1 protein-coding gene is annotated in these 13,812 nt (G+C 42.0%); it reads right to left on the bottom strand.

The genetic code is table 11. From position 1 onward, the window contains the following. Positions 1–79: 79 nt before the first annotated feature. Positions 80–13,792: a tandem-95 repeat protein gene (locus AC0J20_RS01580; protein ID WP_473020364.1), complete on the bottom strand. Its 13,713-nt coding sequence runs from the start codon at positions 13,790–13,792 to the stop codon at positions 80–82. Between the last annotated feature and the right edge of the window lie 20 nt (positions 13,793–13,812).

The following is a 13,812-nucleotide window of genomic DNA, read 5'->3' as shown; positions in this document are numbered from 1 at the left end:
TAAAAAAACCTTTTTGCGCACATAAACTCAGTAACTTTATCGTGGATGGCGTCCCATCCACAACACAGTAAATGACAAATTACCGTCGCAATTTGCGATAAGTATTGGCTCTGAGCAACATAGCAAAAGACAATAATAAAAGTGATAAGGGAGTTGAACTACCACCAGATTTAGATTCAACCTTGACAGTTTCAATAGTATCTTCAGCTACGGTGATAGTGACAATACCTGTGGCCTCCTGTTGACCATCCGATATTCCATACAACACAGTATCAATGCCACTAAACCCTTGTGGTGGCGAATAGGTCAACGAACTATCATTATTGACTATAACTGTGCCCCTATCTGCATTTGCAAAAACGATAAACAGCGTATCACCATCCAGATCTTCGTCATTGTCCAAAACATTTAAGATTGTCGCCGTTTCGTAATCAGTCATGGCTATATCATTATTTGCAATTGGCGCACTGTTTCCACTAACCAAAATATGGACTATTGCACTATCACTAGCCCCAGCGCTGTCAATCACTGAGTAGATGACTGAATCTTCGCCTGTAAAATTAAGTCTCGGTGTATATATCAGCGTGTTATTTTCACTGATCGAAACCATTCCAACTTCAGCCTGAACTGCAACAATCAACATTTGATCCCCATCAATATCGTTGTCGTTAGCAATAACATCAATTTCAATAGCAGTTGCGCTATCGGTTTCTGCAAAATCATCAACCGCTCCCGGGGCTCTGTTACCATTAATCTGGATTAGTGCTTTAGCGTTTGCTCTACCACCTGCGTTATCTGAAATAGCGTAATTGACTGTATCTTTACCATAGTATCCTGACAATGCTGTATATCTGATTATTCGCTCGTCAATAATTTCAACAGATCCCGTATTTGCACTCGCATTTGTAACTGTAAGTTCATCGCCATCAGGATCACTGTCATTATCAAGTACTGCAATGTCAGTTTCAGAATTCCACTGAATATTAACACTGTCTGACTGTGCCACTGGGTTTTGATTATCACTCACGAATACTGATACACCTCCAGTTAAAGATACGCTCCCGTTCACAAAGCCATCTGCATCATTGGGGCCACCATCCTCTATCCTCAACTGCACACACCAATGACCAGCAGTAACACCTGGTTGCCATCCCTTATCACCGGGGGGAGGGCAGTTTCCTTGCGCGCCAGGCGATGATGAAACTTTATTTACGTCATCGGTTAAGAAGCTACTCCATCGAAGAGTTTTTAAATTATATTTTCTAAAACTAGCACTATCCATAATAGCGTTTGTTTGTGGCAACACTACCCGAGAAGAGCCGCCCACAACCGACATATCATAGCTAATAAAGTCAAATATGCCCCCATCATTCTCATAGCCAATATCTTCTGGCAATTCAGGGGCTAACAGGACGACTCTTTCCCCGAAAAGATTGATCCTTGATTTTCTCTCTTGCGGCTGGTCCAAAAGCAACTGGACACCATTCGATTCGTTTTGAGAGGCAATTTCTCCAAGACGCATACAGGCAGTTGGGTCCGACTCCACCAAAAATTCATTCTGATTTTCAGCCATCGCGGCGATTACATTACACTCATCAATAGCATCCAGATAATCAGGAATTCCGTCTCCGTCAGAGTCCTGATAACCTTCTTGAGCATCAGGGATAAGGTCGCCATCTGCATCTTCAGAATCACTGAGTGTGTCCAGAGATACAACCACTTCAATTAGCAAGGTTTCATTAGCGTCCAGTATGGGTTCGCCATCATCATACACATACAAAGAGACAGTATGTAACCCTGCATCTACTTGCGACGGGTTAAACTCAAAAAATGTTTCATCAGATGACACATTCGACAAGGTGTCTGATGTCCACTCATAACTGAGAGAGTCCTGTGGATTGGGTTCGTAGACTTGTGTTGCAACTACAGCGTTACCAAAATTCTGGGCGATAACAGAGGTAACAACCCCTTCCTGTTGCAAAAATAGAGATATTTCAGGGGCGATATTTTCTTCGGTAATAATTACAGTTGCAGTCCCTCTTGCCCCCACATTTAGCCCGTCGTCCAATGTTAATACAATACTCTCATCGCCTTCGATTTCACCATCTTCTAAAACAGAAAATTTCAATACAACGTCTTGGCCATCAGTAAACACCATATTACCTGATTGACCTGTATGATCTATTCCCCCATTTTCCGCTGTGCCATCAATTGCATAACCAACTACGTAAGGATACGCAGGTGCCTCACCATTTAGAAGAAATCTAAACTCCACATCCGTGCCTTCAGCAACTGATTCAGCTGCGACAACTGATAATATTGGATGAATTCTAACTTCTTGTATGGCTGTGGTGGTAGAGCCAAAGCTATCCTCCGCTTGCCAATATAATTTATGCAGTCCGGGAGTAAGATTAAGTGTTTCAGACAACAGAGTTACCGGTAACTGTCGCCCTTCAGCATCAAATGCAGAAGCAATTCCTGGAGTCACTTTAGTGAGCAATCCAGTAGCATTAATCTCAATATTGTCAGGTAATTCAATAGTAGGGGCATTGACTTCCGCCACTCCGACAATTGTCAAATTAACATGGGCCGTTGAATTTCTTGCAAGAGTGTCCCGAATTGAATAGGTGAGCTTAATATCGCCAATAAAGCTGGCACCAGCCTCCAAGTGAATTTGATCGTCAACAATTAGTGCCGTGCCATAACTGGAAGACACCCTTTGAAGACTGATCTCATCGCCATTTGTGGCGATATCAACATCAATATCATTTCGCAGGACATTCAGGCTATAAACTCCTGACTCTACCTGGTCTAAAACAATGTCATCATTTACTGCAATAGGGTGATCATTGATTGCTGAAACGGAGATATCCACCCTGCCGACATCAGACTCTAGTTCTCCATCACTTGCAATATATGTAAATGAATCAGAGCCATTAAAATCTTCAAAAGGTACGTAACTCCATCCAAATTCTGTAGATGTTAGATCTCCATTTGAAGGACCGGATAACACACTGATGGTGAGTTCATCCTGATTTTCATCCGTTACAACTGCGATAATATCAATCGACTTGTCTTCCTGAAGCGAAACATTTGAATTGTTAGCGATAGGAGCAATATTTTCTGCCGTAACAGTGATATCGAATGAACTCAATGCCACTTCCTCAGTACCATCCGACACTCGAATCTCAATGCTTTCATATATGCCAATTTCATTGGTGGTTGGCGTCCCCTGAAGAGCACCTGTATCACTATTAAAAGATAACCATTGTGGCAAACTCAATACACTAAAGCTCAATGGGTCACCATCTATATCACTACTGGAGGGAGAAAAACTGTACCGCTTATCCACAGTAATTCTAGTTTTAGGCGTGCCTGAAATTGTCGGTGCAGAATTTTTATCGATAACTTCTACATTGAAAGGTGGAAGGCTAACCGAGCCATTAATACTGTCAGCCACACTAATCTTAATATTGCTGTATAAACCAACATTAGTTCCTTGTGGAGTTCCTCTAAGCTTTCCTGTTTTCGGATTAAAAGATGTCCAGTTTGGTTTATTTTGAATGCTAAAAGTCAATTGGTCATCATCAACATCAACGACTGTTGGTGTAAACTCATAGACTTCACCTTTAAACACTGTTAGTGGCGGATTTCCAGAAATCACTGGGATAGAATTCGCGCTTAATACTTCAATGGTAAATGCGCTCATAGCGACAGTATCCACACCATCACTGACTCTGATTATGATATTACTATAGAGGCCAACATCGGATTCTTCTGGCACTCCTTCTAATCTTCCAGAATCGACACTAAAAGTAGCCCAAGGTGGCGCGTTTTTGATAGAGAATTGTAGCTCGTCCTGATCTATGTCTACTGCATTTGGCATGAATTGATAGGTTGCATTTGCGAAAACCGAAGCCTCAGGCGTCCCTGTAATTGAAGGAGGAGAATTGTCACATATATCACACACCCGAATACTAAATGTCGGCAAAGACGCAGTATTCACACCATCGGTTACGGAAATTGTAATGTTGTCAAACATACCAATGTGTGCAGCATCTGGAATACCGCTAAGCAATCCACTATTGGCATCAAATTGCGCCCAAGATGGTAAATTAGTGACAGTAAATGTCAGATGATCAGCATCTCTGTCAATGGCAACAGGTTGAAACATATAATTCGCTCCTGTCTGTGCTACTACATCTGGGGAACCAGATAAATCGGGAGTACTATTGTTTACTACGACAATATCAAACTCTGACAGTCTCGCTTCCAACTCCCCATCACTAACACTTATTAAAATGCTACTATAGGTTCCTGCATCCCCTGATTGAGGTGTGCCAATTAATTGTCCAGTTGATTGATCAAACTGGGCCCAATCAGGACGATTTGTTACAGTAAAAGTAAACTCGTCACTATCAATATCTGTCACAACTGGTACGAATTGATAGGACTTTTCCACTTTTATTTGCTTCACAGGAGTACCTGCTATTTCTGGCGCATCGTTAACAGGAACAATTGTGATAGTCACTGTAGCGCTTTCTGAGTCCGAAATTCCGTCATTTGCAATGAACGAAAATTGGTCCTGAACCTCTGAAATGTCATGATTTGGTGTATAAGATACAATGTCATCTGTCAGTTCTAATATTCCAAAAACTGTGGACTGTTCAATTCGATACGTTAACTCATTACCATCTGCGTCGTTTCCAACAAGTTGAATCTGAATATTTGTGTCTTCATTAGTGGATACTTGCTGTGGCGAGACTACAGGAATGGTGTTACCAGTCAAAACAACTATATCAAATGCATCGAGGCTGGCAGAAAATTGCCCATCTGAAACACTTATTTCAATCGCTGGATATGTACCAATATCGGCTTCACTGGGTGTACCAGAAAGCGCACCTGTATCACTATCGAATGAGGCCCATGAAGGTAAACCGTCAATATTGAATATTAAAACATCACCGTCAACATCAGTTGCAACTGGCAAAAATTGATATGCATTACCAGCTGTAATCACCGATGCAGGTTGCCCCGAGATCACTGGTGCTGAATTAGAAGAAACTACATTTATTGAAAAAACAGGTAAGCTGACAGTAAACTCACCGTCACTAACATTGATCCGGATGTCACTGTACTCACCGATATCGTTTGCTGTTGGGGTACCAGATAACGTGCCCGACAGAATGTCAAAGCTTGTCCAAAAGGGCTGGTTATCAATGCTAAACATCAAATTTTCACTGTCTACATCCTGCACATCTGGGGTAAAGATGTATTGTTCACCTTGAATAACAGTCGTATCAGGCACTCCTGAAATAACAGGGGCATCATTTACAGCAAGAACCTGAATCGAAAAACTATCCAAAGTAACAGAAAGAATCCCATCTGACACCGAAATGGCTATACCAGCGAAAATACCAACATCGTTATCGCCGGGTAAACCTGAAATCTCACCAGTTTCCTCATTAAAACTGGCCCAAGTGGGTAAATTTATTATAGAAAATGACAGTGCATCACCATCAGGATCATTACTTATTGGAACAAAACTGTACAGAATACCTTCAGTTACTACAGTGGCAGGTGTTCCTGAAATCACTGGTGGATCATTTACATTTAATACTGATAATTCAAAACTCTCAGTATTGGCCGTCAATGCACCATCTGAAACCGTAATCACAATATCCGAATAAGTTCCAACATCGCTATTAGTTGGCTGGCCATTGAGTCTGCCTAACTGCGTATCAAATGTCGCCCACCCCGGCAAATTTTGCACACCAAATGTTAAATTATCTCCATCAACATCATATGCACTAACGGTCAATTCAAATGATTCGTCTTGATTTATTGTAGTATCCACTCCTCCTAATATTGTCGGAGCATCGTTTACAGCACTGATAGACAGACTTACCGAACTAGCTGCGCTATCTGCATCACCGTCATTTGCCAGAATTGTTAATGTAGCGTCAGTATCGTCATTTAATGCACTGATATAATAGACTTCTGAGGCACTACTCAATAAAGACAACAAATCAATTACAGTTCCCTGCAATTGCAGAATAGCTGTTCCACTTCCGGTAATTGTAACGTTGTTGCTAACGCCATTGCCATTCGCCACAACTAACTGACCTGTACCGACCGAAAGTGTTAAAATTAACTCATTTCCATCAGTATCACTCAGTTCTATTCCACTCAAATCAAGGGCGCTTACTTCATCTTCAACAACAACAATTTCAGAGGGCAATCCTGCAATCGTTGGCAGGTCATTTACACTAATAGCAACGCTTGTAGCTGGCGCAAGTCCGTTAGTGCTGGCGTGAAGATTAAAAGATTCATTTCCAACTCCAGTAGTTTGATAATTAATACTCAAACCTTCAAAATTGGCCACACCAGAACTGAACGATTTGGTTACGGTTGAAGTGCTGATATCACTATCTGCGAGTGCCGTCATTATTGCACTACCGACTCCATTGATAGTACTTAAGACTACACTGGACGCAAAGTCAGTATCTGTGACGCCGTGTACGTCTTCCGCGTGTAACACAGGTTCAGTGGTAAACAATACGTCTGTTTTAGCATTAATTGTTGTTGGACTGGGCTGTGTTGCAAACCTTATCCGTGTCGCAATAACATCAGAGTTTACTAAGTTAGAAGTTACATCGGAAATTGATGATCCACCACTTACACTAGCCTGTAACCAAAAACCTTCGTTATCAACTGATGCGTAATATGTAACATTGCTAAATGACACCACACCACCAACAGCAGTTTTCGAATAGTTAACCAGCCTCCCCTGTGAATGTTCTTGTAATTGAATTGTCCCGACAAAATCGCTATCCAGATTTCCAAAATCGTCTTGTGCCTCAACTTCCGGTTGCGTTGACAACGCAAAGCCAGATATTGAACCTGCAGGCTCAGTTGTATATACCAATTGAGTGGCAGTGATTTCTAATTGGAGTGGCAAATCTGAAGTACTTAGAATTCCTGTTGTTCCAATTCTGGAACTAACTTCAGAAACTTGAATATCTTGTGTAGTGTCAAGTGATACATTCAAAGTAGAGTGATCAATTAAATCTGTAGTTTCATTCAGATAAATTTGCAAAGACAAACTTGAATAACGTGAATTATTGTCTATTTGAATAGTGTTTGAAAATGTAACTTTACCGTTGTTATAAACACCGGCTTGCGTCTCTGGAACCCCGGCCGGATTATCACTCGTAACACTATTTATTGGTATGTACTCCAATAGATAAGTTAAATTAGTAAAGTCTATTGTTCCACCTAGCGAGAAAGATATGCTGGTAATTACTGTATCAATACCATCGCCCCCAGTATCTTCCAGCATCAGAACATAGTGATTAACAGCATTTGAAGATGAGCTATTTAAAGGTGTAAAGTTGGTATCTATTGAAATCCACTCAACTTTAGTATCTTCATCCAATGTCGTAATACCTACCGTCACTTCAACTGCAACAGAATCATCATCTCCGTCATTCAGCGTTATAGAAAGCGTGCGATTACCCGTAGCCGGAGAATTTTCATTGGTATTTTCGAACGTAATACCATTAATCAGTTTAGATACTCGAGTTGCCGTGGCCTCAGAATTAAAATTAACAACAAAATCATTGCCCTCACCAATGGCATATTCGAGCGTACCAATGACAGTGTCGGAAACGGAAACAGTTGCACCGCTATTTAGACTACTCAGAAATATCGAATCATCTACAGAGAGTAAATCTTCGGCTGAATTGCCACCGGCAGTGATGGCAACAATCAGACTACCACCGTCAAAATTGTCGTTATCTACATCAGTCGCTATTGCGTCTCCCTCTAAATCAATATTTACTGCACCACCAGCCTGAATAAAACTTATAGTATCTCCGTTAAGATTAGAAACAACTGGTGCATCATTCACCGACGAAATATCAATACTAATGGATTGCAATTCAACTTGACCACTGCCGTCCTCGTCATCCACAGAAACGTATACAGAAGCAGCATTAACACCATCTACATCAGCTCCAGGTGTATACTGAATCGAGGTTGCATTAGCCAAATAGTTGTTAATTTGAGTGACACTACCAGCGATCTGAATAACATTATTTTCTATTGAAATTGATAGCGTATTTGTCAAAGATGAAACATTATTTGAAGTTCGACCTGCAGGAAGTGAAAGTGTTCCTGAGTCTACAGAAATGCTGACTATCGCAGAATCACTATCATCATCGGTTAATGATAATGACGAAAAATCCAAATAATCAGTTTGCTCTTCACGAAAACTAAAATTTTCCGGTGGTAAAGAGTAAACTATAGTATCGAGACCTGGCGCAAAAGCACCGGAATTACTCGTAATTGAAAAACTAGTGATTCCCAACCAACCTGTCAGGTTCACTAAAATCCCCGCTTCATCAACTGTAAAGTCACTAGAAGTGATGGTAACGGCCTGCCCTCTTGCACCTGTTGGCGTAAAAGTAATTGACTCTGGTGCGCTACCAACATTAAAGAAATATACCAATGATTCCAGATTAACTTTTTGATCAAAGGAAACGGTAACTAGATTTGTAGATGCTTCTGAATCAGAGTACAGCGCTTCATCGGTACTACCACCTAATGTGTTAAGATCTAGGTTATTCAGGTTTCCAGCATCTAAAGTAACAGTCATAGTTCTATCAACATGAGTCTCAGAGTAAACTAATCCTGAATGTAGCGTTCCACCGGACATTTCAAATTCAGCGATCGAACCATTTGTTAATCTAGGATGGTCATTGACAGGAGTAATTGTAATCGGCACTACTTGTGCCTCCGCCTGTTCAGTACCATCCTCTAACACCAGTGAAAGCGTCATAGAGCTATTATGGTTTTTGGGCGGCACTATCGCAATTGCTTCAGGTGAATCTAAATAGCTGTTCAGCGCGGTGGCCAACCCATTCAACCTTACGGATTTCGCGGTTATAGGTGTAACAGTAACATTCCCCGTTGTCCCTTTGGGTGAAACAATTCGCCCTGTATCAACAGAAAATGTTAGTGTTAGTGAGTCGTTTTCTTCATCAGTAATGCTCGTATCTGAAAAATCTAACCTGCCCTTAACATCCTCAGAAAGCGTGAACGTCGACGGCACACCAGTCATGTTAGGTACAGAATTTTCAACAATTTCAATTGTAATGACTTGCTCTTCAACTACATCAGCATTGTTGGTAGAAATAGAATCAACAGCAATTTGCAAAGTTTCGTTATCATCATCCACACTGTCATTTATTGCAGTTACCGTAAAACTGTTACTACTGGCTCCTGTAGCTATAGTGATACCATCGCCAGTCAAACCTTCTATGGTATAGTCCGAACTCGCAACCGCCTGTGAACCAGAGAACGAAAACAATACCGTCACGTCCTGAGGAGCATTAAACGGTTGATTCAGTGAGTTTATCAGAGCAACAGAAACCATTGCTTGCTCACTGGTTTCTTCTGTTAAAGTAACTTGGTTCGAAGAAAGTACTACGGCCGGGCGTGTGGTGAAATTAAATACAGTATTGTCTGCTATTCCGGTGTAATGATTACCGGCAACATCTTGTAATAAATCATCGCTAATCTGTACTGCGTAATAGGTTCCTGCTGACATGTCATTGTCTAGCTCAATATCAAGTATATTGTCGTTTATCGATACTGTACCTGGACCAGAAAGAACACTGCTGACTACTTCAAATCTTAAAGTTTGCTCCAGCGAACCAGATTCAGACAATTCCATTACTTCCAAATTACCTGTTGAGGAAGTATCCAACGCAACATTTTCACTGAATGTTAGAACTAAATGGCTATTGGTAGCAATCCCCGAGTCATTATCCGCGGGCAGCGTATTTGACAGCGTAGGAGCAGTCGCATCAGCTGAAATAATCAACTGAGTAGCAGCTGTATTGTTGTTTCCGGCAGCATCCTGCGCGATATTGGCTGCAACATCTATGGTGATCGTTCCGTCATTTGTAGACGAAACAACGGCAGTATACACAGCGTCACTTTGACTTGAAAAGTTGGAAACAGATCCGTTACCAACTAAAATGTCAGCAGCAGAAAATCCAGAAACATCTTCATTAAAGGTAAACGTCACCAGTGCGCTTTTTTGGATCAGATTTTCTGCGGTAGATAGAGTTAATGATGGAGCAGTTACATCATATTCTACCTCATACTGAACTGCACTTGTGCTGGCATTGCCGGCAACATCTGTAGCTGCATCAGCCCCGACATTAATACTAATAGTCCCTTCGGAATCGGGAGTTATTGTGGCTGAATAAGTAGTACTACTAACAGCGTTGAAGTTTCCTACAGACCCATTAGTTACAGCAATGTCGTCCACAGTAAATCCAGAAACCGCTTCCTGAAACGTGAACGTTGCTGAAAATGGACCATTCACAGAGGTATTGGAACTACTTACTACCGGAACCGGTGCAGTAGTATCGAAGATCATTGCAAAGCCGGGTGCCGCTGTATTGCCATTCCCTGCTGCGTCTTGTGCAGAGTCAGCCGCCAGATTACCAACGACCTCACCATCAGCAATAGGTGACACTGAAACAGTGTAAACACTTGCACTTGTCGCAGAAAAGTTACTAAGAGTCGCATTCGAAAAAGACAGGTCACTCACGGTAAACCCTGTTACATCTTCGCTGAAAGTTATGGTAACGGTAAAGTCAGCGTTGAAAGGATTTGTCACAAAATCAACTATACTGACCGTTGGACTAGTATTATCTATTGAAAACGTCTCAGACGGTCCCGCCCCAGAGTCCGTTTTTGCCCCATTTCGTGATGCACCTCCAATCACAGTTATTGCGATAGTACCGTCACCAGTAATATTAGAAACTGACACTACAGGTGTTGAAGTAGTTCCATCTGCTACACTTAATTCACCGGTCGCTGTTCCCGTTGTATTCAACTCTAATGAAGCCGTGCTTAAATTAACCTCATCTATATTAGTGTAAGTAATCCCATAAGTAATTGGACCGGTATTCGTTTGAGTAGCACTGGGGGAACCAATGACAACAGAAGGGGTTGCAACGACGGGAGTGGCATCAAACTCTATTGATAATTGAGAAGCAGCAGGATTTTTTACGGAACTATCAACGGCATCATCTACAACATTGGCAGGCAAATCCACAGTTACATTCCCGGAAACTGTTGGAACAATGATAGCGCTGTATTCGCTTCCGTCCCCTGAAAAGTTATTTACAGAACCATTACTAACCACCAAATCACTAACATCAAAATTCGTCACATCTCTACTAAAAGTAATTGCCAAAGGAATAGATGTTAATGAGGTCGGGGAATCTTCACTTGTACTCAATAATACAGTAAGTGTTTCAATCTCCAGGGTGGAAAGTGATGCGCTAAAACCAACAGAAGAACTATTTACTGTTGCCGAAGGCGCGCTGGTGACACTGGTATAGAGGCCATCTGTTGCTCCCGAAGGTACAGCCAATGAGACATCAAAACTACAACTGTTCCCAGGCAATAACTCAGCCCCTGTTAACATTAAATTAGTTGTACCGGAGATATTGCTTGAACCACCACAGGGCGTTGATGGCAAGACACCGGTAGCGGTCAAAGATGAAACAATGTTGCTCAATGTGTGCGTAAAGGCTATGGATGTCGCTGCCGGGGCATTCGAATCGTTACTTAATGTGTACCTGACGACGGTATTGGAGCCTGGCAACGTCGGATTAGTTAAAAATTGATGACTCAGCACTAGCCCAGATACGATAAAGTCTCCTGATATAGCACCAGATGTAACAGCCGAACTGGATACATTGGCAGAAATACTTGATGTAGTTAAAGTTACAGTACCGGGGGATGCACCAGACGGAACCAATGCTGATACATTGAACTCACAACGTTCACCAGCTGAAAGTGACATTCCACTGAAAACTAAAGAAGACGAACCAGTAACAGAAGCACCTTCTCCACAAAAATCATCAGAAGGTAAATTAGTCGCCGAAAGTCCTGTCAGCGCTGAATCAAGATCAACAGTAAATCCAACTCCAGTGGCCTCCGCAGTAGCACTTTCGCTATAGTCCAAAGCGAAGTTTAACGTAACAGTTCCTCCTGGAACAACGCTGATTTCGCTTACTGAAAAGCTTAATGTGGGAGCTGAAGCAACAGAGAAGCTTGCCGAAACATTAGTTAACCCTAAATTCAGACTATTTACACTCGCAGAACCATCTGAGGTAGAAAATTCATAACTTCCAGGCTGCACAGTGTCCGGGACAGTTAAAACCACATCAAATGTACAACTGGCACCAGCGCCAACTTGCGCGGCCAAAACAGTAAACCCGGTTACAGTAGCCCCTTCAGTTGTTGTGGTCATACTAGACCCAGAACCACAATAGTTTGCAGAAGGAAAGGTGGTTACAATAAACCCTGGAATTACATCGGCCGTTAATACTGAAAAGTTAATATTAGAAGCCGAATTTACAGTATCAGTGTTAGATATAGTAATGCGTAATGATACATCTTCTTGAGGTGACGCTGATGACGAAAGAAATTCCATACTGAGCAATGGAGCTTTCCGCACCCGCAATTGTGCGCTAGCTGCAGTAGCTGTGGTTGCTATGCCACGGGTCATATTTATAATACTAGAGCCTACAGCATAGTCACCTGCAGCTGCATTCGCAGGTATCAAGACTGTCACCGAGAAGTCACAACTCGCTTCAGGAGCAAGGCTCACGTTACTTATACTCAAGTTAGTACTACCTGAAATTATGGCTCCTTCACCACAAAATCCGGTTGACGGTAAAGATAGAGCCGAAAAACCAGCCAATGCATCGTTTAGATCAACTGTAAAATTGAGGCCACTAATTTCATTATCTCTGTCAGCATTGACTATTGAGAAATCAAGAATTACTGTCTCACCGGGCGCTACCTGCTGCGGTAAACTCATGGCAAGAACTGAGCCAGAGCTTACTGAAGATTCCACAGTCAACTGTGTGCTTGCTGGTCCAGACGTACCAGCTGAAGAGGTTAAATCTCGAGTTTGAAAAGTATATACACCAACATTCGGAGGCGCTACTACATCCCATTGAATCGTACAACTTGCGCCGGCATTTAGTTCTACGTCATTCACCGTGATATTCCGTCCCGAACTGCTTACAGTAATTGAGCCCAAAACAAATGTAGAAATAGTGCGCAATGGGCAATCGTAAATCAGATTCGTTGTACTGGCGACTTCGAAACCAGATGGTAGATAGTCAGAAAAATCAATAAATGTTGCATTTGAACCATTTAAAGAATTATCAATAGTGTAGGTTAAAGTTGTAACACCATTCGGGGCTACCGTCCCTGGTGATGCAGCCATAGTAAAACTTGGCAATGATGCACTCACTGTCAAATCTGCACTCGCAGTAGTGTGTGTGCCTGCGTTTGAAGACAACGCTCCCGTCGTCAATGAGTGCGTCCCGGCAGCAGAACTGGTTACGTTTAATACAAATGTACATGATTCACTCGTACTAATGCGAGCGCCAGAAAAGCTTATAGCGTCCGCCCCCCCTGTCGCAGTGTATTGCGCAAACAAGCAATCGGTCGTTGCGTTAGGGGCTGTTGCAATAACTACTCCCGAAGGTAAAGTCGCAGAAAACGCCACTTCTCCGAGCGAAGTATCATTACTACTGTTGTCAATAGTAAAAGTGAGTGTAGACGTTACCTCTGGAGCTATTGTTGACGGCGAAAACGCAGCCGTAAATATCGGATCTCCAGCGTGAGCTTTACTACAAATAACTAAACTTAAGAAAATGATTCCAAACAGATGAATTCGTAACATTCTTGAAAATCCGAATTTGA

The sequence above is a fragment of the Planctobacterium sp. R6 genome (assembly GCF_055755215.1).
Note: the sequence above shows the minus strand (reverse complement) of the source record. Positions and strands in the feature narration are given on the sequence as shown.

Bases quoted from the DNA above. Each gene is read 5' to 3' on its own strand.
- AC0J20_RS01580 (WP_473020364.1), bottom strand. From the start codon at position 13,792: ATGTTACGAATTCATCTGTTTGGAATCATTTTCTTAAGTTTAGTTATT.